Origin of the sequence: Microbulbifer elongatus, assembly GCF_021165935.1 — a bacterium.
Classification (GTDB): domain Bacteria; phylum Pseudomonadota; class Gammaproteobacteria; order Pseudomonadales; family Cellvibrionaceae; genus Microbulbifer; species Microbulbifer elongatus.
In genome coordinates this window covers 424,986-448,166 of sequence record NZ_CP088953.1, presented here as the reverse complement: position 1 = coordinate 448,166, position 23,181 = coordinate 424,986, and the positions used below count along the sequence as shown (strand labels likewise).

The following is a 23,181-nucleotide window of genomic DNA, read 5'->3' as shown; positions in this document are numbered from 1 at the left end:
ATTACCAAAAAAGGGAAAAGTCTATGATCAACATCGATCTTAAGCGCCTGGTAGAAACCATGACGCCGCATATGCGGGAGTCACTGGAAGGAGCCGCCGGCCTTTGCCTGGCACAAAGCCAGTACAACGTGGAAATAGAGCATTGGTTGTTAAAATTGCTGGATCAATCCGACACCGATCTGTTTCACCTTCTTGAAAAGCACGATGTCAATCCATCCCAGTTTGCCAAGCAACTGGCTACCGCTATCGCTGCCTTCAAATCCGGTAGCAGTCGCCCTGCCGCATTGTCTCCTGCGATTGTCGAAGCTGCGAAAAACAGCTGGATGCTTGCCTCCATTGATTTCGGTCATCGGGTAGTGAGTTCCGGACATCTGCTGGCTGCGCTGCTGCTCGAGGAAAGCGCCCGTCGCCAGGTGCTGGAAAGCTGTCCGGTACTGAAAGGCATAGCACCAGAGTCGATTCGCGAGACTGCCCGTGCAATGTTCGGACAGAGTGCTGAATCCCATCACCTCACTGCCGCTGCAGATGGCGGTGAAGGCGCTGCGGCCGCGGTTATGGCGAGCAAAGCGCCGGCTCTGGATAAATATACCGTCAACCTCACCGAGCGCGCGCGTAACGGCGAAATCGATCCGGTATTGGGGCGTGACGAAGAGATACGACAGTGTGTCGATATCCTGACACGCCGGCGGCAAAACAACCCGATCCTCACTGGCGAGGCCGGTGTGGGTAAGACCGCTGTGGTCGAGGGCTTTGCCCTGCGTATTGCCAATGGTGATGTGCCGACACCACTGCGTGATGTTGCCGTGCGGACCCTGGACCTGGGTCTGTTGCAGGCTGGCGCCAGTGTGAAAGGCGAGTTTGAAAATCGTCTGAAGTCCGTGATTGAAGAAGTGCGCGCGTCAACCACGCCGATTATTCTGTTTATCGACGAAGCGCATACCATGATTGGTGCGGGCGGAAAGGAAGGCCAGGGGGATGCAGCCAATCTGTTGAAGCCCGCATTGGCTCGGGGTGAGTTGCGCACCATTGCGGCAACGACCTGGGCCGAGTACAAGAAGTACTTCGAACGGGACCCGGCGCTAACCCGTCGATTCCAGGTCGTAAAAGTGGAAGAGCCAGACGAAAACAAGGCCATCGATATGATGCGGGGCATTGCCCCAAGCCTGGAGTCCCACCATAAAGTACGTATTCTGGATGAGGCAATTGTTGCCTCGGTAAAATTGTCTCACCGTTATATCCCGGGCCGACAGTTACCCGACAAGTCCGTGAGCCTGCTGGATACTGCCTGCGCACGGGTTGCACTGAGTCAGTCGGCAACACCCGGCGCCATCGAGGATGCCCAGCGAATTATCGCTGGTGCCGAGCGCACCATGGAAAAGCTGCGCCGGGAAAACGCCGCCACTGGTGCCCATGAAGAATCGCTGTCCGCACTGCAGGCAGATAAAGAAGAGGCGGAGCAGCGTCTTGCGCATCTACAGAGTCAACATCAGCAGGAGCTTGAACTGATCACGCAGATTCGTGCTCTGCGGGACCAGATTGATGAAGCGTTTACCACGGGGTCTTCAGCCGATGAGTCACTGCTCGCCGATCTCAAACAGCAGCTGCAGGAGCTGACCGCCCAGTTACAGAATATCCAGGGCGATACGCCCCTGATGCAGCCGGAGGTTGATGAGCAGGCAATCGCGGCGGTTATCGCCAACTGGACCGGGATTCCCGTCGGGAAAATGGTCGCCGATGAAATCCACGCGGTGCAGAGCCTGGCGGAGCGCCTGAATCAGCGGGTTATCGGTCAGCCGCATGCACTGGAAGCGGTGGCGCAAGCGATTCGTACATCCCGCGCCGGCCTCACCGACCCGCGCAAACCGGTCGGCGTCTTTCTGTTCTGTGGTACCAGCGGTGTCGGCAAAACCGAAACCGCACTGGCCCTCGCCGATACACTGTTTGGCGGTGAGCAGAATATTACGACCATCAATATGTCCGAATTCAAGGAGGAACACAAAGTATCCATGTTGCTCGGTTCCCCTCCCGGCTACGTGGGCTACGGCGAGGGTGGTGTATTGACGGAAGCAGCGCGGCGTAAACCCTACTCGGTGATCCTTCTGGATGAGATGGAGAAAGCGCACCCCGGCGTTCAGGATATCTTTTACAACCTGTTCGATAAGGGCACCATCAAAGACGGTGAGGGGCGTGACATCGATTTTAAAAACACCGTCATCATCATGACCTCCAATGCCGGAGAAGACGCAATTCGCGCGATCTTCAATCAGGTTGAAGAAAAACCGGAACCCGAGGTACTGCTGGACAATATCCGGCCACACCTGTTGCAGAAATTCAAACCGGCGTTTCTTGGGCGAACCAATGTCATCGCATACTACCCGCTGGATGACGAGAATCTGGTCGAAATCTGTAAAATCAATATGCGCCGCATCGAGAAGCGTGTGAAAGAACACTATGGGGCGGAATTCAGCTACGAAGACGATGTGCTAATCAGCATTGTTGCCCGTTGTCAGGAAGCCGATACCGGGGCGCGGAATATCGAAGTCATACTCAATCGAACCGTCCTGCCGGCGCTGGCGAGCGAGTGTCTGGATCGAATGGCGCGCGGTGAGGATATCAAGCGGGTACATATCGGTGCCACGGAAGAGGGTGAGTTTGAATATCAGGTCAGTTAGAAGATTGCTGATTTTATGAAGCTTTACGTGTTCAAAAGCTCCCGGGACTGACGCCGGGGGCTTGCCTGAAGTCGAAAAGGCCGTGCTCCATCCCTGAGGTGGAAACGGCCTTCTTTTGTTTACCCTCTAACCGCCCACCAGAACGGTAGGGCAGCCTATGACAATTTTACCGCCGTGACTGGTCGAGTCCCCCATGCGGGCAGCAGGTTTGTTGGCGATCAGTACGGTGGTGCTGCCCATGATGATGCTGTCTGGTGGTCCGACGCAGGTACAGGTACTGCCCATTGTTGCAGCTGGCATACCGCCAATCAGCACGGTGGGGCTTCCCGGTGAGACGATTGGCCCTCCCACATGGGGAACCGTGCCGGTCACCATGGGGCAAACGTGCATATCCGTGAGACGTGAAGCGGGCTTTCCCATTGTTGAATACTCCTGGCTGCGTGGTTACCCGGCTTTGCCGTTGCCGCCCCGGGCGAGATTGAGACCCTGTTGCAGATACCGCTCGAAGGGTTGTTCGGGGTTCACGGGATTGTGCATCACCGCTGCCAGGGAAACACTGCCCGCGACAGCATGGGCATACAGATGCTCCGGTGCTTCCACCACGGGCTCATCGGGCCCCGCCATACTTCCATGGCACCAGCTGGCTGCGGTTGCCGCCCAGCTTGCCGGTGTCTTGAATTTGGTGGCCTCCCCCATCTGTTTGCAAATCAGGCGCCGTTCTTCGCTGGGTTTTTTGACCCAGTTTTCTGCGGCCATCAGCGCTTTGCGATTATTCTCATCGGTCTCCGGTGTCTCGATATCGCGCGTGCACAGGCAAGCCCACCAGACGGCTTCCCGTTTCGGAAGACCACGAGCAAGCAGTTTGACCGCATCGCCATAACATGCCGCTTCCATCAGGCGCAGGATGCTGATCTCCGGTGCGGTGTCCAGAACCAGATGCGGCTGCCCTTCTTCACTGATTTCAATGTCCTGTAACAACTCTTGCGCGGTTGTCGCCTGAACTTTCACCAGGTCAGTCATAATGTATTCCGTCAGTTAATCTTGGTGACGCCGCCTTTAAGTGTCAGTATCCCACCGGCCTTCATTTCCGCCATGGAGTCGCCCTTGCAGGTTAGCATGGTACCTTTGATCTCAATACCCGAGGGTTTGATGGAAATACTGTTGCCACCCACTTTCAGGTCGATGGATGTCTTGGAGGTGATTTTAATGGCTCCCATCACATCAATTGTCTGTTTTCCGCTTTTCACCTTGACGGTGTGATCGCCAGAATTGAGCGTCACTGACTGACTGCCCTCGATATCCGTCTTCTGGTCGCCTTTGCCGAGCGTAATCGTTTCATTACCTTCCGCTATGGTAATGGTGCGGTTATTTTTGATTTCCAGTGTCTGATCATTATCAATCTTTCCTGTTTGGTCATTATTGATCAGGAAATTGTGATCCTTACCGGCCTCCATATAGATTTCTTCGCTGTCCTTTTTGTCATCGAAGCGCAGCTCATTGAATTTGCTGTCCTTGATCTGTGTTTTCCAGCCGCTCTGAGTTGCGGTGTATTGAGGGCCAGGATTATTGCTGTTGAACACAGCGCCGGTCACCAGCGGTCGATCAAGATTGCCGTTGATATAGCTCACCACCACCTCCTGACCGACCCGGGGCACAAAACTGGCTCCCCAGTTTTTGCCTGAGAAAGACTGCAGCACACGAATCCAGCAGCTATTTTGCTTGGAATTCCAGGGGAATTTTACTTTGAGTTGGGTATATTCGTCCCCGGAACCGGAAGAGTCTGTGGCCTTTACCTCAACTACGGTGGCCACCTGTGGCGCATGGGACCTGTTCAGGTTGCCGAAAGGTACCGGCCGCGGCATGACCTTCTCAGGGATGCAGGTGAATGTGTTGCTGAACTGTGAGTCCTCGCTGTTACTGTCTTTCGCTGACAGCCGTAACGAGGTGATGAGATACTTACCTTTTTCACTCTTCAGTGAGTGTGCCAGCTCAAATCTACCCCCAGCGCAGAGCTCACCGCAATCACTGGCGCCACGCGCTATGTCAAAACCCGCTTCCAGTGACTCGACTGCATGTTCGGTGAGTGTCTTGTGGTGGCTATCCTGGAATACGTGGGTACCATCTGATTTCGGCTCGAAGTGATTTCGACCGTACAGGCTCTGAATATAGCCTTTTACGTTGTTCAGCTTGCTCGCTGTTGACACATTCTGGCTGTTGTCTTTATCCGGAGTATATTCGTTGTAGTCTTTAAACTCGAAACCGCCACCATGGTAATTAAATTCGCGCTGCCAGCGGCGTACAGAATGCATGGTTGGATGGCTGCCGCCGCCGTCGTATTCAAGTTTGTCTGTGCGGCAGTCGTAAAAATGTTTACTGTCGTCACATAGCACAAGCTCATGCTTGCCGTCTGACTGCAGGAAGTAATAGGCAACACCTTCTTCGGCGAGAAGCCGGCTGATAAACTGAAAATCGCTTTCGTTGTGTTGTACACAATATTCGCGTTTCAGGAATTTTTTGTTGCACTTGGTGCTGAACGTGACCACCGCGGCGTGCTCTTTCAGCACCTCGTTGATGATAGTGAGTGCACACTTGCTCTCGAAGATACGATTCTGCCCCGCCAAAGTGGTGAACCACAGGCCGGGTTGAATGACAGCCGTATACTCTCGCAGCCCTTCCGCATTCACGTCGAGCATAGAAAAATGTGTTACGTAGCCGTTGATGTATTTCTCCGCATCACCGTGCTGGATCGTGGCGGTAAATAGTTTGCCGACAATCTTGTCCTGGGTGATTTCGTGATCGTCCGACATCAGGCGGAGCTGGTAGCGGTAGGTGTTGGAGATATGCTCTTCGCCGGTGATGGCGGTTGCGATGAAAATATCTTTTCCGATCGGACAATCCGTCCGGATCATGCGATTGTCTTGATTGAGTGAAGACATATCAGCCCCAAGTCCTTGTCGGCGCCGGGGTTCTCATACTGGAGCCCCCGAAGCGAATTTCCCTGTCATTACGACCCTCATACCTGGAAATCGCCGGTATCTTGGCGCCCTCAGGCCGCATTCGAGAAAGGTTGTATGGCAAAAGCAAGTATCAGTAAAACAGAAAAGCCGGGCTTGACAGCCCCCTGCTGCTAAGCCCGGCTCTTCGCGCCGACCGCTGAACGAAATGTCGCAGCCTGCGATTGACCAGATTACAGCGGAGTAGCAGTAGTAAGGTCGTATCCGACGCGCATGTTTTTCGGGTTCTTGTTGGTTTTGTCCGCATGGTTGAGGTCCGCCTCGATCTTGGCGAAGCTCAGAGAGATGGACTCAGCCGGTGCACCACCTGCGGCAGCGGAGATGCTGTAAGAGGAGATCAGAACGTCTTCCAGAGTGTAAACAGCGAACTTCTCTACAGAGTTGGCGCCGGTCTGAACAACGTGAATCTCGACTTTTACGCCTTCATCACCGGTTACGGAGGACTTGAACAAGCCGCCGGAAGCAGCGTCGATACGCTTGGTCACGGTAACTTCGCTCAGGCTCGGGCGGGTGGCTTCACGGTTGGCAACAGCGCCCGCTTCCATGGAGATGCCACGGCCGACACCGAAGTTGAAGCTGTCTACCTCAATCCAGTCCTCGTAACCTTTGGCAGTTACGTTACCGGCAGGCGCCTTGTTGTTGAAGTTCATGTAAATGGCCATTGTTAATCCCTCAATATGGTATGGATCGATGGTGGGGTTTCCTTTTCCACCGCGACAGCAGTAGTTCAAGGAGTGCCAAAACTTGGCGAGCGGTTGGATTTAAGCAGAGCCAAAATAAAAAAAAAACCATTTGTGGGAATTTTTAAATCGACTCTGGCACTATTTTATAGCGTGCGGGATAACACTATTACGGAATACTTGCAGATACTTCAAATCGACTCTGGCACCAATAAATTTTCAGGAAACCTGCGGTATCAGCGCACTAGTCCAATAAAGATTTCGTTATTTCCGGTAGAGTCGGGCGCGGCGAGTGTTGGTGGCACTATCGTTCCATTTTGATGTGTGCGGTATGTGCATGCTGGCCTGTAGTCACAGCACTATTGGTACGATGGTTTCACTTGCGGGCTAACTGGTAACGACTCACCAGTTATGTAACAAAGTGTAATAGGAATTCGTGTAAAACCTTGTGCCAATTAATTGTTGGCGTGAGAGCCCTTCGATATACTTCGCGACCTTCGGGCACGGTCCCACTTCCTCGCTGACAAATCCGGAAGGTGCCAGACGCGATGCGGTCTGATGGCGCACCGTGCGCAACGAAAATCCTATCGGCGAGAGGATCCGCCGCTGAGTTTACACCAGGGAGATGGTTGTGAATGACAAGACCCGCATAATTCAGAAAGCTGCGGAAAACCTGTCGGCCTGTGATGAATCTGACGTCACGGTTTTTGTAGGCAACGAGAATACCGGTGCCAACGATCATCCCCCGATTGGCGGCAACCCGGGTTTGGTTCCCTCAGGTGCCGGTGAGTCGCCATCTGGTACGTCGAGCATTGCGAAGGGCGTCGACGGTATCGATGCGACAGTAATCGTCGATTCCGGCGGTGCTGGAGAATCACTTCCCCGCCCCCGTGAGGCTGTGCATTTTGAGCCCTCCAGATCCCGAGAGGGCGCTGTTACCAAAACGATCATCAAGGGCCGTTTCGAGCTGGATAAATTGCTCGGTGTTGGGGGGATGGGAGCCGTCTACAAAGCCCTGGACCGCCGCAAGCTTGAAGCCAGTGACAGTGATCCCTATGTCGCGATCAAGCTGCTGAACGAAGACTTTCAGAAGCATCCCGACGCGTTCATTTCCCTGCAGCGGGAGGCGCGGAAGTCCCAGACACTGGCTCACCCCAACATCGTAACTGTTTACGATTTCGACCGGGAAGGCGATCGTGTCTTCATGACCATGGAGTTTCTTGAAGGGGCGCCCCTCGACAAGCTGCTTCGTGAGCACGCGGATGTGGGTCTGGAGAAAGAGCGCGCGGAATCAATCCTGCGCGATGTTTCCCAGGCGCTGATTTATGCGCATTCCCATCGCATCGTGCACTCGGACTTCAAACCCGGCAATATTTTCGTCACCGCCAAAAAGGGTGCGAAGGTTATTGACTTTGGTATCGCGCGAGCGGTATCCGAAGGTGGAATTGCAAGCAAGGCCGGTGAAAAAACCATCTTTGATGCTGGCACCCTGGGAGCGCTGACTCCGGCCTATGCAAGTCTTGAAATGCTCAAGGGTGGCGAGCCCCAGCCTAGTGATGATGTCTTTGCTCTGGGGTGTGTGGCATACGAGCTTTTCTGTGGGCGCCACCCCTATAACAAAGTGCCCGCTGATAAGGCTTTTGAGCAGAAGCTGAAGCCCAAGCGTATTCGGTCGCTGAGCCGTCGTCAGTGGCGTGCTCTGGAATCTGCACTGGCGCTGCACCGTGCGGACCGAACTGAGACTGTCGAGCGATTTGTTCAAAAGTTCTACGGAAAAACCGGCTGGAAGTGGGCCTTCGGCACACTGTTTGTGGCAACACTGGTAGCGGGCGGTATCGGCTACAACCACCTTGAACAGGAAAATGCCGCTGAGCAGCAGCGTGTGAAGGTAGAGCTGGAGAAAAAGCTGGAGCAAGAACTACTGCAGCGTCGAATTGCCGACAAAAAAGAGGCGATTGAACGCCTGCTTGGGCTCAGTGTGCTGACCCAAAACTGGGAACGTGATCTGCGTACCGAGCTGCAGGATTACGCAACCCTGAATCCGTCCGATGCTGAATTCCGTGAATCCATTCATCGTTCAGTATCCGACTTGTTTATTGCCGCCGCTACCGGTCAGCTCAACCTCGGTAACCTGGAACCCGCGGAAGAGATGCTCGGACGCGCTGCAAGCTGGAATGACGATGTAGCCGGTGCGGATGCCATTCGCGCTCAGTTGAATCAGGAGCGACAGGAGCTGCGACGCAAACTCGAAGAGGAGCGGCTGGCAGCAGAGCGCGAAGAAGAGCGCCTGCGGCGTGAAGCGCTACGTGCAGAACAGCAGCGTATTGCGCAGGAGAAGCAACGACAGATCGATATGGTTCTCGACGATCTGGAAGGCACCCTGAAGTGTGATTTCAACATCAGTCTGCCGCAGATTGGAGATGCGCTGACCCGACTTGCCTCAATCGATGTCACTAAAGCGCAACTGCTGCGGCCTGTGGTGGGTGAAGAGCTTGCCGGCTGCTTTGGAAAGCTCGCGCTCAAGAGCCCGGCAACCACGGCAACTCTTCTGGAAGGTGCCCGAAATCTACTCCCCAGTCAGGAAGTGCTCGCTAATCTCGATATCGACTACTGCGCGCACCTGCGCCCCGGTAGCGGTGCCCGCGGGGATCGGTACACCTGTGCTGACCCAATGGTTTCGGGTGGCGAAGGTCCTGAGTTGGTGGTGGTCAATGGTGGTTCCGGTCGGCCCCTGGCGGTTGGCAAGTTTGAGGTCAGTCAGGCTGAATTTTCACAGTTCTGTACCGCCACCAGTAGCTGTTCGCCGTTCTCGGAAGCCGACTCAAAGCTACCCGTACACAACGTGGAATTGACTCAGGTGCAGCGCTATCTGGAATGGCTCAGCGGGGAGACCGGCCGAAGTTACCGTCTGCCCAGTGAGCGCGAGTGGTTTGCTGCCGCGAGTGCAAATGGTGAGCCAGAAGTTTCCGACCGCAATTGCTACCTGCGCTATGGGGGTATTGAAAAAGGGGCAGAACTTGTTGCTGCGCGCGCAGGGTCCGCCAACCCGTTCGGTATTGTCAATGCCGTAGGCAACGTTCAGGAATGGGTGTTTGATTTGGAGAATAATCTGATCGCAGCCGGTGGTAGTCGTCAGGATCCCATGAGCCGATGTCTTGCAACATCAAAAATGTTCCACAGTGGTAACGCGGATGAGCTCACTGGATTTCGCGTAGTGCGGGACCTCAACCGGTAAACGAAAAACCAGTGGTGCTGTTGTGGCAGCGCATACTGCGAAATAGTGAATTGATGAATGCCTACTGTCAGGCTTTGAACAAAATTAAATAAAAGCAGGGCGTCGAAGTATGTTTACGCTCTGGAAAATTGAGAAGGAACTCCGGGGGGATCCGTGTCTTCATCGAGCAAGGAATGGTTGTGCGTCGCATTGGCGGGCATGATGACGGTTGCGTTACAGGCGCAGGCGCAACAGAGTGACTCCAGCTTTCGTAGTCGTGTAAGGCAGGCTTTTGAGCAGGATGTGCCTCACGTTAATAACGAGGATGTTCAGAGGGAGTTTGAGCGTCGGGCTAAGGAGGCCCGGGACCCGAACCTGGATACAGATATACCAGAAGTCTCAGGCCGTGAAATCGGGCCGCGGATTTCTGTCAAGGAATTCCGGTTCCATCGGCTGAAAGAATATCCGGAGTTCGGTATCGATCGCGAAACGGTAGAGGCAAAAGCAGAAGCGCTGCGTGTCAAATACATGAAAGAGGATAAGATTGTTGCGGCAGGCTATACCGTCGACAATCTTAAAGAAATCGCAACTCTTCTCGACAGTATGGGAGCGCGCTTCACTCCAGAAAATCTTGGGTCGCGGGAGCTGCGCAAGCTTGTTACTACGCTGGAAAGGCAGAATGCACAGCGTGGCCTGAGTTACGTCGACCTCGAAGATATTGCTGCCGAGCTTACCCGTTTTTACCGGCAGCAGGGTCTGTTTCTCGCACAGGTTCAGATCCCGGCGCAGGAAGTGAAAAATGGCATCGTGACATTCTCCGTTCAGGAGGGGCTTCTCGGGCAGGTGTCGGTACACGAGAATCGGAAATATAGTGAAAAACAGTTGGCCGCTGCATTTTCCTCACAGAAAGGCAAGCTGGTCAATCACGACAATATCGAAGAATCGCTATATCTGCTGAACGATTTGCCAGCATTGAATGTAACTGGGTATTTCAGCCCTGGGGATAACCCGGGTGAGACTCGGCTTAACCTGAAAGTCAGAGATGAGAGTGACTGGCGCCTGGTAACCCGCATGGACAACCATGGGTCGACATTTACCGGCGACAACCGAATCTTCAGCGCCGTTGACTGGTTCAATCCGTTAGGCATTGGTGATGAATTGACCGTAGGGTATCTGAAGTCTTCCGGTATCGACGATTTTGATTCAGGTTTCGGGTCCAATCTCGGACAGATCAAGTACAGTCTTCCCCTATTGAATCCACGAACTCGTGTTCAATTTTCTGCTGATTACAATAAGTTCAAGATTCATAACCCGGAAAATGAAGATGACTTCATAAACTTGCTCGACTTGGAAGGTGTTAACGAAAACTACGGTCTGAGTTTCGAACATAAATTCCGGCGCTCTCGTGATTTTAATATTACTGGTAATGTTGCAATAACCGATAAGAAAACGGAAATTCTGGCTGCAACGCCAATTCTGGAGCGTTGGGATCAAGCGCTTGGCGGTGAGGTTGGTGTCTATTTTGATCAGCTCTCCGGCGGTAGTATCCCGATGCTGAACGTAGTTAACGCAAAATTTCAGTACGGTGAATTATCAAGCTATTCTGGCGAAACGGACTTGGAAACTGATTCCGAGTTTGAGAAGGTTGCTGCGGAGACCAGCTCTCTGCTGTTTTTACCAATGCCGCTGACTGATTCCCAGTCCCGTCTTATTGTGAAAAGCCGCTGGCAGTACAGTGAAAATACTCTGCCTTCATTTGAACAGTTCTCTCTTGGTGGCGCCAATGGGGTCCGCGCCTTTGACGTCCGAGATTTTTCTGCCGATCAGGCCGGTCTGATTTCTGCCGAGTGGTACCCGTCGTTCCCCGATGCGATTAACCCGCGAGTCTTCGGTCATCGACTGAACGATGTGCTGCAGATCGCAGTAATAGCCGACGCGGGTTATGGGGTCGTGAACAACTTTGAAGCCGACCTGAACAACGATTGGGCAGCTCTCGCTGGAGCCGGTTTTCTGTTTAAGCTCAGTTGGAGTGAAAACTGGGCCAGCCAGTTGTCTGTGGCGTGGCCAACGACGTCAAAGTCTTCGGTGGACGGCACTGGCGACAATGCCGATGCGCCAACCTTATACGCAGATTTTTCCTACTTCCTGCAATAAACAAAACTCAAATTTAATGGTATCGGCAGCGTTTCGACGCCGCCATGGAGCTAAGTGGCAAGAATCATGAATATGAAAAGAAATTTGCTGTCTGTTGCGGTGAGCCTGGCGGGGCTGATGAGTGCCACCGTGGCACATTCTGTAGAAGTTGGAAATATTGGAGACTTCACCACTGACGACGCTGTTACCTTCGACGATAGCGATAAACATCAGGTGGACGGCGAAAGCTTTTCCAAAATTAGTATTGATGGCGAGTTTGCCAAACTTGACTGGGAAACATTCAATATCGCTCAGTCGGAAGGGCTGTATTTTGACTTTACCGCTGTTGCTGATGGAAGCTTTGATGCGTCTTCCGTGGTGATCAATAAGGTGCAGAATGGTACCACCAACATTGCGGGTTGGTTGGGTTCAGACGGTCATGTGGTATTGATCAATCCCAGGGGCGTTCTGTTCGGACAGGGGGCTTCTGTTAATGTGGCTGCACTGACGGCCGCGGCTATGGAAGGCGATATTGACAGTGGCTCTGGCGATTTTGCTTTCAACTTAATAGATCCATCGAGTATATCCAGTGAAGATGGCGAGTCCAGATCAGTAACCGTTGAAGCTGGCAGTGTGATCAGGGCCGGTCGGGGTATCACACTCATTGGTGAGAGCGTGAAGAACTCAGGTCTGTTGTCTACCGCACAAGATCAGGGCGAGTTGGTGGGCGGTAATATCAATATTCATACGGGCGGCCGCGTCACGCTGAGCCTGGGTGGCGATGGGCTGATCGGTGTAGAAGTAGAGAAAGAGGCTCTTGATGATGAGTTTGATGCCGCTTACGAGATTCTGAATTCCGGCACGGTGGATGCTGTACAGGTAGTAATGAAGGCTGGCGCAGCTGATAGTATCTACAGCGCAGCTGTGAATAACACCGGTGATGTTCTGGCAACGGGAATTGACACCTCCGGAGGCACGATCACTCTGGGTGCCTATGGGGCGGGCACGGCAAAGATTGAAAATGATGGAACCCTGAATGTCAGCAACGGTGAGATTGAGAATGCCGTGGCAGGATCAATTGACGTTACGGCCAAGGATGTTGTGCTGGGTACGGATAGTGAGCTGATTGCGGATGCCAGTACCTACACAAACACCGATACAGACCCCGATACAGTAATTGATACGGTGGCGGATGGTGGCGATATTACTGTCTCTGCCTCCCAGAGCCTTACCCTTGCTGGCAGCATCAGTGCTACTGGGAATGGCGTGCTTAGTAGCGGTGGTGTCGTTACAACCACTTCCGAAGATGCCATCGCAGGTGCATCGGATGTGTCCGTGGTTACCGATGACATAGATGCGGCAGCTGGTGGCGAATGGAAAGTTACTGCCCAATCCCTGGAGCTAGATGGTGTTGACTGCGCGGATAACTGTATCAGCTCCACCGCAGTCGCCGACGCATTGGCCGCTAACGCAACGTTGACCATTGATGCGAATGCAGAGCCACTTACTGTCGAGCAAGGTCTCGAATGGACCGAGTCTTCGTCTCTTAATCTCGTATCCGAAGGCACTGTGGAGCTGGCCACGGGGCAAACAGTAACAGCTAGTAACGGCACCTTGAACATAGTAGCTGCTAGTGGTTTTACTAATAACGGAGCTGTTAGTGTCAACGATTTCTCGTTGGGAGTGGGTGTGGAGGGAGCCGAAGAGCTGGACCTTCCAACGGTTAGTATTATCGGGAATATACAGTCTGTAAATCCATTCACGATAGCTAACGCCGGTGGTAATCATCACTTTGATGTCAGTGGAATCTCCTCATTTTCAGTAATTGAATCGAGCGGTGGTGAAACAAAGCTTAAAAGTGACTCGTTAACGAGTGTTGCAACGATCACAAATGCTGATGGTGTGGTGGTCGGTGAAGGGGTCACACTCTTTGGGAATAATGGAACTGATGGTATTGACGACGATGTGTTCTTCCTAAATGGCTCTGGGAATATCGAATACAGTGGAGTGATTTTTGAAAACCTCGATACGGTGAATGGTCTTGGGGGCAAGGATGCTATTAACGCCAGCGCCTTCAGTGGGGGCATCGGTCTGACCGACATCACCGGCCAGCTGGACGCCGGTGGTCTAGTCATTACCGGAATCACCGAGATCACGACCGAAACATTGACCGGCACCACAGGCCAGGAAATTTTCGACCTGGCTGCCGGAAACACCCTGACCGTCGACACTTACGACGGGTTTAACTTTCTCGGTGTAGCGAACCTGGACGGCAACGGTGGCTCCGACAGTTTTAACAGTGCTGCCGGTGGGGACTGGGAACTGGCAGAAAACCTGGCCAGCGTTACCCACGGGGGAAGTCTCACTGTTGAGAATGTCGGTGTATTTGTTGGTGGTTCAGGAAACGTTGTCGGTGATAGTAATAGCTATTTCTTCGATGTGGACAGTGGAACCTCCGTTACCGTTGCCAATAACGCGGAGTTTGATGGTACCCAATTGATATTCAGTGGCATCAACAAAGTAGAGTCTAGTGGTCAATTGAATGCGCTAGATCTATCGGAAGTCTATCTTAAAAAAGATGATGGCGATGTTGCGGCAGATGTATTCGTCGACACTGCCAGTAACGATAGCGGGATCAAGTTTTTTGGGCTATCTGGCGTTAAAGTCGCACAGATAGATACGAGACAGGCCGGCGGTATCGCCTTGTCAGTGACCGGTAATGGGGTGGCAGAGTTTACGGATATAAATCTGGAAGCCAGCAGTCTTACCGATGTAATCGGGGCTTCCGGAAATAAGCTGTACTCGACCGGTGATTGGACCGTAATTGACGATGGTGGGAATAATAATGGTATTGATTTCACCGGTATCTGGGAAGTTACGTCGGGTGGTGCGGATCTAACCGCCGAAAAGAATGCCAAAAATAATTTCTCAATCAGCAGCGGTGGTTATGTCGGTATCCATGGGATGCTGTTTAAAGATTTGGCGAAGGTATCCCCCGGCGCTGGATCGAGCAGTAGTCATCTGAGTGCCTCTGATTACGAATATGGAGTTGTAATTGGAGTTGATAACGATAGTGTTGCTCTGTTGACAGATGCAGCAGCTAGTACTGGGACAGTATTCTACGGATTAAGTACGGTTACCACTGATGTGCTCTCGGCACGCAATGCGGTCGGTACTGCCATATTCACCATTAAAAATGATGGTTCGAAGGGTGATTACTTTGACGTCAGCACTAGTAATATCGAGTTTTATGCTTTAAAAACAGTTCAGGGTACCGAAAACGGAACAGAGGTTATAGGTTGGGACGATAGCTGGACCCTGAATAGATCTGAGCAAGGTGAGCTTTTCTTCTCAAGTGGCTCCGGCGTGGATGTTTACGATTTCGATACCATCAATACTGACCGCGGTACGCTAGATTTCAATATTGGTGAGCGTTTCACGCTTGAGTCCGATGGCGACGTTTTTGTCGCAAATACGACTTTCAGTGATCTTGCTTTTTTGCAGAGAGGTTCGGGTTTTGTCGTTGGCACTGCAGGTAATCCTTCTCTGGATGCCAGTGCCTACTCAAATGGATTGGTGCTCACCGATACCGAACTGGAAGTGGTTGCCGGCACCCTGGAAATGTCCGACATCTCCAGTATTACTGCCAATAAGTTGACCGCGTCTACAACAGCAGAAACACAACACGACTTCGTGATCGGCTCCAGTGCCGGTTCGCAGACGGTAACAGTCAACGGAATGGTGTTTGATGCGCTGGGGGAGGTGATCTCCGATGGAAACGACAGTTTCTCGGAAAACGCCTCCGGGCTGGCGGTATTGTATCTCGATGATGCTAGCGGCAGCGGAATCTACTCGCATCTCGCCGGGGCAGAAGACGAACCAGATTTCTCCGTCAGCAGCGGTATTCTATTTTCTGACTTCGCGTCTACCAGTGTTGCCTCGGTTAATACTAATGGTCAGAGTGTCTCCCTGGATATAAATTCTTCGAACAATGCGGATCTCGCGAGCGATGCATTCACATTTACGGGGCTGTCGACTATCGCCGGGTCCGGGAATGACCAGGTCACCGGTGGTGGTATCTGGACCCTGGGTGCCGATCACGTTCGCAATTCATTGATTGATTTCACTGGTGCATGGGAGGTTGTTGCCAGCGGCGGTCAATTGAAGGGCAGTACTGCTCAGGAAGTCTTTACCTTACGGAGTGACGGAACACTGACTGTTTCCGGGTATACCGGATTTGAATTCAGTGATTTGACCTCGGTTACTAAAGGGGCGAGTAGCGATAGTGTATCCAGTGCCAGCGGTATCAATTGGGCACTGCTGGATGCAGATTCCGTAGAAAGCAGCAACGGCATCACCTTCGATGGCTTTGAGAACTTCAACACCACTGCAGCCACGCTGACCGGTACCACAGGGGATAATGCTTTTACGCTGACCGGCAGTGCCGATGACGGCGCGACCGTGTCCTATGGAATCATGGCGTTTACCGGCCTGGCCAGTGTTGCGGGCAATGGCTCAACCTATGATGGCGTAACCAACCCCGGCGTTGCCGGTGACCAGCTGGATGCCAGCAACTACAGCGATGCACTGGCCCTGACTGGTACCGATGGCGAGTTGCAGGTGGCCGGTACTCTGACCTTCAAAGGGCTGAATTCCGCGATCCTGGACCAGCTGACCGCAACTGATAGCGCCGACGTTTTTGAGGCTAGCGGTTCAGGTGCGCTGACAGCTGCCGCTATCAATCTTTCCGGACTTTCCCGTGTGAACGGCGGTGGTGGCAACGACAAGCTGGTTGCCCAAGACACACCGACCATGGAAGGCGGCTATGTTCGCAGCAGCGGTATAGACTTCTATGGTCTGAGGGTTATTGATGCGAATGAAACCGCCACCCTGAACGCCACCAACAACAATGACATTATTGCCTTCGATGACCTGGGCAAGCTGACCGTTAATGGTATCGCCATTGAAAACGTCACAACCATTGATGCGCGCGGCGGTACCGACGACCGTGTCACCGGCATGTCGGGTCAGAACTGGCAGCTGCTGAGTGGCACCAGTGCCAAAAACAACGGCATTACCTTTCTCAACGCCGAAACCCTGGCAGCAGTCAGCGGTGGTCTGCTGGGCACCACCGGTGCCGACCGCTTCAAGCTGAACACGGATGACAGTATCGATTTTGGCAGTATGACCATTTTCGGCATGACTTCCCTGAACGGCAATGGCGATGCGGATAGCCTGGATGCCAGTGCCTTCGGTGCGGGTATCAGTCTCACCACCACCACTGGCGAGCTGGAAGCCGGTGAACTAACCATCACCGGTATCACAGACATCACCACTGGCAAATTGACCGGCACCACAGATAAAGAAGTCTTCGATCTGGCTACCGGCAATATCCTGACCGTCGACACTTATACCGGGTTTATCTTCCGCGGTGTTGCGAACCTGGACGGCAACGGTGGCTCCGACAGTTTTAACAGCGCTGCCGGTGGCGACTGGCAACTGGCAGAAAACCTGGCCAGCGTTACCCTCGATCGCGAATCGGATAGTGACCTCACTATTACAGGTGTCGACGTCTTCACCGGTGGCGCCGGGGTGATCAAAGGGCACAGCAGCGGGCACGACTTTGTGGTGACTGCTGACAGCGCGGTGACCGTTGATGGCACGCACCAGTTTAGTGGCATCAGTAGTGTGGATGCCGGTACCGGCGCGGATGACGTAGAAGCCATCGCCGGTGTTACCCTGGCTGGGACCGACGGTGCCTTCAAGAGCAGTGCGATCGACTTTACCGGTATTGACAGTGCCACCGCGTCCACGCTGCAAGGCAGCACCAATGCGGAAGTCTATACCCTGCAAGGAAGTGGTGCCCTCGAGGTTGCGGATATTGACTTCATCGGCGTGAGTAGTGTCGATGCCGGCACCGGTGTGGATCAAAGTGACCGGGTGGATTCCCGTGGAGGTCAGGGCTTTACCCTGTATGCGGACGCTTCGGTATTGCACGACGGTATCACCTTCAGCAATGTCGAGCATTTCACGGCCCCGAATGATGCCAACCTCAATGCCAGCGCCTTTGGTGCGGGCCTGGTGCTTACCGGCAGTGCGCGGGAAGTTACCGCAGGCAGCATCACCTTCAGTGGACTCACTTCCGCCAATACCGCGTCGCTTACCGGCAGTGGTGGAAGCGATGTATTTACCCTGGCCAGTGGCAGCGTCAGTGCACAACAGATCCAGTTCAACGGCGTTACCAGCGTGACCGCCGGGAGTACGGACAATAGCGTTGACAGTGCCGGTGGTATCAACTGGGCACTGCTGGATGCAGATTCGGTAAAAAGTAGCAACGGCATCACCTTCGATGTCTTTGAGAACTTCAACACCACTGCAGCCACGCTGACCGGTACCACAGGGGATGATGCTTTTACACTGACCGGCAGTGCCGACGACGGCGCAACCGTGTCCTATAAAAATATGGCGTTTACCGGCCTGGTCGGTGTTGTCGGCAATGGCTCAACCTATGATGCCGTAAGCAACCCCGGCGTTGCCGGTGACCAGCTGGATGCCAGCGGCTACAGCGATGCGCTGGCCCTGACTGGCACCGATGGCGAGTTGCAGGTGGCCGGTACTCTGACCTTCGAAGGGCTGAATTCCGCGATCCTGGAGCAGCTGACCGCAACCGATAGCGCCGACGTGTTTGAGGCTAGCGGTTCAGGTACGCTGACAGCTGCCGGCATCAATCTTTCCGGGCTTTCCCGTGTGAACGGCGGTGGTGGCAACGACAAGCTGGTTGCCCAAGACACACCGACCATGGAAGGCGGCTATGTTCGCAGCAGCGGTATAGACTTCTATGGTCTGGGGGTTATTGATGCGAATGAAACCGCCACCCTGAACGCCACCAACAACAATGACATTATTGCCTTCGATGACCTGGGCAAGCTGACCGTTAATGGTATCGCCATTGAAAACGTCACAACCATTGATGCGCGCGGCGGTACCGACGACCGTGTCACCGGCATGTCGGGCCAGAACTGGCAGCTGCTGAGTGGCACCAGTGCCAAAAACAACGGCATTACCTTTCTCAACGCCGAAACCCTGGCAGCAGTCAGCGGTGGTCTGCTGGGCACCACCGGTGCCGACCGCTTCAAGCTGAACACGGATGACAGTATCGATTTTGGCAGTATGACCATTTTCGGCATGACTTCCCTGAACGGCAATGGCGATGCGGATAGCCTGGATGCCAGTGCCTTCGGTGCGGGTATCAGTCTCACCACCACCACTGGCGAGCTGGAAGCCGGTGAACTAACCATCACCGGTATCACAGACATCACCACTGGCAAATTGACCGGCACCACAGATAAAGAAGTCTTCGATCTGGCTACCGGCAATATCCTGACCGTCGACACTTATACCGGGTTTATCTTCCGCGGTGTTGCGAACCTGGACGGCAACGGTGGCTCCGACAGTTTTAACAGCGCTGCCGGTGGCGACTGGCAACTGGCAGAAAACCTGGCCAGCGTTACCCTCGATCGCGAATCGGATAGTGACCTCACTATTACAGGTGTCGACGTCTTCACCGGTGGCGCCGGGGTGATCAAAGGGCACAGCAGCGGGCACGACTTTGTGGTGACTGCTGACAGCGCGGTGACCGTTGATGGCACGCACCAGTTTAGTGGCATCAGTAGTGTGGATGCCGGTACCGGCGCGGATGACGTAGAAGCCATCGCCGGTGTTACCCTGGCTGGGACCGACGGTGCCTTCAAGAGCAGTGCGATCGACTTTACCGGTATTGACAGTGCCACCGCGTCCACGCTGCAAGGCAGCACCAATGCGGAAGTCTATACCCTGCAAGGAAGTGGTGCCGTCGAGGTTGCGGATATTGACTTCATCGGCGTGAGTAGTGTCGATGCCGGCACCGGTGTGGATCAAAGTGACCGGGTGGATTCCCGTGGAGGTCAGGGCTTTACCCTGTATGCGGACGCTTCGGTATTGCACGACGGTATCACCTTCAGCAATGTCGAGCATTTCACGGCCCCGAATGATGCCAACCTCAATGCCAGCGCCTTTGGTGCGGGCCTGGTGCTCACCGGCAGTGCGCGGGAAGTTACCGCAGGCAGCATCACCTTCAGTGGACTCACTTCCGCCAATACCGCGTCGCTCACCGGTAGCACGCAGAGTGAAGTGTTTACTCTTACCAGTGACAGTATCACCGCCCGCCTGATCGAGTTCGACGGTGTTACCAGCGTGACCGCCGGTGGCACCGGCAATAGCGTTGATAGTGCCAGTGGTATCAACTGGGCACTGCTGGATGCAGATTCCGTAGAAAGCAGCAACGGCATCACCTTCGATGGCTTTGAGAGCTTCAACACCACTGCAGCCACGCTGACCGGTACCACAGGGGATGATGCTTTTACGCTGACCGGCAGTGCCGACGACGGCGCAACCGTGTCCTATGAAAGTATGGCGTTTACCGGCCTGGCCAGTGTTGTCGGCAATGGCTCAACCTATGATGCCGTAACCAACCCCGGCGTTGCCGGTGACCAGCTGGATGCCAGCGGCTACAGCGATGCACTGGCCCTGACTGGCACCGATGGCGAGTTGCAGGTGGCCGGTACTCTGACCTTTGCCGCACTGAGCTCGGCTGTGCTGGCTGAGCTGGACGGGTCCGCTGGGGACGAAACGTTCGAGGTGACTGGTGCGGGCGCAATCACCGTGGCGGATCTGAATCTGACGGGGCTGAATCGGGTGAATGGTAACGATGGTACCAATACTCTGCGCTCCGCCGGTACGATAGATCTGAATGAGACCAACGATTTTGTCTTCGCGGAGGGTATCGAGTTTTACGATATCAAACAGCTCGACGTGGGCGCAGTTGGAGCTACCGACGATAGTGATGAAATCTGGTTCAACGCTGATGGCAATGTGATCGTCAATGGATTTGAGATAGTTTCCGAATCCACTCAGATAGACGGAAAAGGTGGTGTTGATACGGTTACCGGGTTCGATGGCGCAGACTGGACGATCGTCGGTGGCAGCAGTGCTGAAAATAACGGTATCACCTTCCTGAATGTAGAGATTCTCAACGCCTTGAGTGGTGGTGTGTTTGGTACAGACGGGGTAGATGCATTTGTTCTGAACAGTGCTGACAGTATTTCTGTAGGCGGATTGACCATCAACGACATGACATTTGTGGATGGTGTTTCTGCCGATAACTCTCTGGATGCCAGCGCCTACAATGGTGGGCTGACATTGTCTGACACTGCTGGAGAGGTGTTTGCGGGCTCGCTTAGCCTCAAGGGTATCAAACAGGCGACCACTGACACCCTGACAGGTAGCGCGGGAGCAGATAGTTTCGCGCTCGCCAGCGACGGCTCGATCGAGGTCGCCGGGATAGCGTTTCAGGGTGTGACAAAACTTGCTGGTGGCGCTGAGGGGGATAGCTTGAGCAGTTCCATCGGCGCGGACTGGCAGTTGGCGGAAGAGGTTGCGAGCCTGCAGCACGGTGACTTGTTGATCTCAGGTATCGAACGGTTCGCCGGGGGCTCTGGTCGCATTGTCGGAAATGACAGTGGGCATACCTTTGCGGTCATCGATAACGGTGCTCTGACTGTAGATGGCATTCAATTCTCCAATGTCACCGCTGTCGATGGCGGTATTGGAAGCGACGATGTCACTGCGATCTCCAGCGTGCAGCTGGCGGGGGTGGACGGTGCGTTCACAAGCAGTGAGATGGCGTTTACCGGAATTGAAAGTGTGAGCGCCTCGGAGCTGGTTGGCAGTGCCACCACTGAAAGGTTCGTGCTGAGCGATGGCGGTATCACCGTCGCCGGTATGGGATTCAGTGGTGTAGAGAGCGTCGATGCCGGCGGAGGCACAGATGTTGTCACCGGGAATGATGTTCTCTGGCGTTCGCTCGAGCGCGATGCCGCGCTGGTGGAAGGTGCTGCAGTGGCCACGGTCGACTCCCTCACCGTACTGTTTGAAAACCTGGAGGAGGTCGAGGCTACCGGCGCCTATACAGGTCCGTCATTCGGTACCGAATACTTGATGACTGGTCCACAAAATCTGCAGATAGGTGGAGTGAATTTCGCTGGAGTGGATTCCATAGCAGCGGGCAGTGGCAGCGATACCCTTCTCGGCTTCGATGCCGATATGAGTTGGACCCTGGGCAACAGCGGCGGCAGCGTCTCGGATGCACAGGCTTCGGTGAGCTTCAGTGGATTCGAGCAGATTGTCGCCGGTGGCGGCAACGACTCCTTCCAGCTGGATGGGGGAAGTTTGGCATCCCTGGATACGGGTGCTGGGGATGACACTGTGATCATGGGCGGCACCCTACTGGATAGCCTGTTGTTGGGCGCTGGCGACGATGTTTTGCAGATCACGGCCGGCAGCCAGCCCGCGCAGCTTGCCGGGGGATCTGGTAGCGATCAGCTGGTGATGCAGCTGGCCACGCAGCAGCAATGGCAGATCCGCGGTAACTCGGAGGCACAACACCAGTTGGGAGAGTTCGCTTTTACCGGTTTCGAGTCCCTGCAGGATACTGCGGGCGGCTTGGATCTGGTTTCCAGTCAGCAAATGGACTTCACCAACATTGGCGGTACTGCGGGCATCGAGTTTAATGGCGGTGATATGACGCTCGGATACGGCGGTGCGGGCGATGTGATCCTCGTCAGTACTACCGCAGAAACCATTGGTGGCTTCCTCAAGGCTGGCGGCGCCGACCTTACCCTGGCCGGTGATCTGAATATTGAATCTGATCTCGAGTCGTTGTCATTGCGTTCGAGCGGCGGCGATATCGATGTGTCGATTGTGGAGAGCGATGATCTGGTGATCGGAAAACTCGATGTGGGTCGAGGCAATCTATCCCTGGCCAGCGCCAATTTTGGCCTGCTAACCGCCGAGAGTTTCCGCGATACGCACATTACAGCCGGATCCGCGGTTATCGGTACCGAGCAGCAGCGCTGGGGCAATATCGGTACGGTAATTAACCCGTTGCGATTCAATGTCACCGAGTCTGTGGGCATCGTCGCGTTGTTTTACTACGAGCCGGCGTTCGAGGGATATATGCCAATATTTACCGCAATCGGTAATAAGGGTGTTTCCATCGCCAGTGCCGAGACGACCCAGGGACTGAAGACTGCGGTGCAGAACCCGGTAGACGACATCGCCCAGCTGGACCCGGGTATTTTCAGCGAAGTGGCCCCGTACAGTCTGGGTATCGACGCGCTGAACCTCCCGGAAGTGCAGTTGCGCGGTGGCGAGCTGCGACCTTTGGGTGAATCTGAGGACGACGAGGAAGAGCGGGAAGAAAGCGCGAAGGTGGAAGACGGTGCGGTTGAGCGCGGAGTACTGGAAAGCGCCATGCTGGAGCCGCTGCCCATGGCCGTTGGCGGACGTTAATAGGAGGGCGCTGATAGTGGGTGCTGAGTGAGATTGGGCCTGGAGGCGTCATCTGGCGCCTTCGATCCCTGAACGATAGC

At 54.2% G+C, this 23,181-nt stretch carries 9 protein-coding genes; 5 read left to right on the top strand and 4 right to left on the bottom strand.

What is annotated here, in order from left to right; translation table 11 throughout:
- The first annotated feature begins 23 nt into the window (after positions 1–23).
- Positions 24–2,672, top strand: a complete 2,649-nt coding sequence (gene tssH, locus LRR79_RS01735) for a type VI secretion system ATPase TssH (RefSeq protein ID WP_231758716.1) — start codon at positions 24–26, stop codon at positions 2,670–2,672.
- Positions 2,673–2,798: 126 nt separating this feature from the next.
- On the opposite strand, the gene LRR79_RS01730 is transcribed toward tssH, so the two are convergent.
- From LRR79_RS01730 to LRR79_RS01715, 4 genes are all read right to left on the bottom strand, one after another.
- Positions 2,799–3,092, bottom strand: coding sequence for a PAAR domain-containing protein (locus LRR79_RS01730; protein ID WP_231758715.1), 294 nt, complete (start codon positions 3,090–3,092; stop codon positions 2,799–2,801).
- Between the two features lie 24 nt (positions 3,093–3,116).
- Entirely contained in the window at positions 3,117–3,692 is a 576-nt protein-coding gene (locus tag LRR79_RS01725) for a DUF6931 family protein (protein WP_231758714.1), read from the bottom strand.
- Between the two features lie 11 nt (positions 3,693–3,703).
- Positions 3,704–5,608 (bottom strand): type VI secretion system Vgr family protein, encoded by a 1,905-nt coding sequence (locus LRR79_RS01720; RefSeq protein WP_231758713.1) that lies wholly within the window; start codon positions 5,606–5,608, stop codon positions 3,704–3,706.
- Between the two features lie 251 nt (positions 5,609–5,859).
- On the bottom strand, positions 5,860–6,348 hold the full coding sequence (locus LRR79_RS01715; RefSeq protein ID WP_043319667.1) for an Hcp family type VI secretion system effector: 489 nt from the start codon (positions 6,346–6,348) through the stop codon (positions 5,860–5,862).
- A 15-nt stretch (positions 6,349–6,363) separates the two neighbouring features.
- On the opposite strand from LRR79_RS01715, the gene LRR79_RS01710 reads away from it, so the two are divergent.
- From LRR79_RS01710 to LRR79_RS01695, 4 genes are all read left to right on the top strand, one after another.
- On the top strand, positions 6,364–6,687 hold the full coding sequence (locus LRR79_RS01710) for a hypothetical protein (protein WP_231758712.1): 324 nt from the start codon (positions 6,364–6,366) through the stop codon (positions 6,685–6,687).
- Positions 6,688–6,997: 310 nt separating this feature from the next.
- Positions 6,998–9,601, top strand: a complete 2,604-nt coding sequence (locus LRR79_RS01705) for a bifunctional serine/threonine-protein kinase/formylglycine-generating enzyme family protein (RefSeq protein ID WP_231758711.1) — start codon at positions 6,998–7,000, stop codon at positions 9,599–9,601.
- A gap of 153 nt (positions 9,602–9,754) precedes the next feature.
- Positions 9,755–11,734 carry a ShlB/FhaC/HecB family hemolysin secretion/activation protein gene (locus LRR79_RS01700; protein WP_231758710.1) on the top strand — a complete coding sequence of 660 codons (1,980 nt, stop codon included), beginning with the start codon at positions 9,755–9,757 and terminating at the stop codon, positions 11,732–11,734.
- A gap of 72 nt (positions 11,735–11,806) precedes the next feature.
- A complete protein-coding gene (locus LRR79_RS01695; protein WP_231758709.1) occupies positions 11,807–23,101 on the top strand; it encodes a filamentous hemagglutinin N-terminal domain-containing protein in 11,295 nt (3,764 codons plus the stop codon).
- Positions 23,102–23,181: the final 80 nt, after the last annotated feature.

Excerpts from the sequence above, each read along its gene's own strand:
- tssH (WP_231758716.1), top strand. The coding sequence starts at position 24 with ATGATCAACATCGATCTTAAGCGCCTGGTAGAAACCATGACGCCGCAT.
- LRR79_RS01730 (WP_231758715.1), bottom strand. The coding sequence starts at position 3,092 with ATGGGAAAGCCCGCTTCACGTCTCACGGATATGCACGTTTGCCCCATG.
- LRR79_RS01725 (WP_231758714.1), bottom strand. The coding sequence starts at position 3,692 with ATGACTGACCTGGTGAAAGTTCAGGCGACAACCGCGCAAGAGTTGTTA.
- LRR79_RS01720 (WP_231758713.1), bottom strand. The coding sequence starts at position 5,608 with ATGTCTTCACTCAATCAAGACAATCGCATGATCCGGACGGATTGTCCG.
- LRR79_RS01715 (WP_043319667.1), bottom strand. The coding sequence starts at position 6,348 with ATGGCCATTTACATGAACTTCAACAACAAGGCGCCTGCCGGTAACGTA.
- LRR79_RS01710 (WP_231758712.1), top strand. The coding sequence starts at position 6,364 with ATGGTATGGATCGATGGTGGGGTTTCCTTTTCCACCGCGACAGCAGTA.
- LRR79_RS01695 (WP_231758709.1), top strand. The coding sequence starts at position 11,807 with ATGAAAAGAAATTTGCTGTCTGTTGCGGTGAGCCTGGCGGGGCTGATG.